At 38.3% G+C, this 713-nt stretch carries 1 protein-coding gene; it reads left to right on the forward strand.

Translation table 11 applies throughout. The annotated features are described in order from the left end of the window. A partial coding sequence (locus AB4496_RS22870; RefSeq protein ID WP_372132074.1) for a hypothetical protein occupies window positions 1-586 on the forward strand: 586 nt, incomplete at its 5' end. Window positions 587-713: the final 127 nt, after the last annotated feature.

A 713-nucleotide genomic window follows, 5' to 3' on the forward strand; every position in this document is an offset into this window, starting at 1 on the left:
TGAAGTCATAGATGAAGTTCGTAATGCACTTCAGCAACTCCGAAATAAAGAACAAGAAAATATATCAATTGATGCTATGGACAATTACATGGCCCAGTTGTCTAAACGTACAGAAACATCATACGAAATTGATAAGCTCAAACATGATCAAAATTTAGCCGAGTTTCAAGCTGAAAATTCAAGAAATATAGCTCATTCTCAAAATGTCTCTGCTCACTCTGTTGAGTTATTTAAATCCGTTATTACCGCGGGGCAGGCTGCATTAAAAGCCAGTATGGTTATAAATGGCGGTGCCGCTGCTGCGCTTTTAGCATTCACAGGAAAGATATGGACTGAAGGTTCTTCCGTTAATGTCACTTCGGCTTTAAGTTTATCTATATTGATCTTTTGTGCAGGTCTGCTTACAGCTGCTTTTGCTACTGCAACAACATATCTATCTCAGTTGTGTTATGGACATCATAAGGACAAAATTGGTCATGCTATTAACGCAGTTACAATAGTTGTTGTCTTAGGTTCATTCGTTTGTTTTGCGTATGCTGCTTATACGGCAGCTTCGTCTTTTGGTCTACATTTCAATAGCCTATAACAATGACAATAAATGACCGAAATAGATTGGCTTTCGGGTACACAAATCATGATGCTTCGACGAAAAGTTTTCCCCTGAAGAATTTCAATAAAGCAGTAAGTTACAACTCAAACGTATCCGCCCCATG

Source organism: Vibrio sp. 10N.222.46.A1, from assembly GCF_041473595.1.
GTDB classification, from domain to species: domain Bacteria; phylum Pseudomonadota; class Gammaproteobacteria; order Enterobacterales; family Vibrionaceae; genus Vibrio; species Vibrio tasmaniensis_A.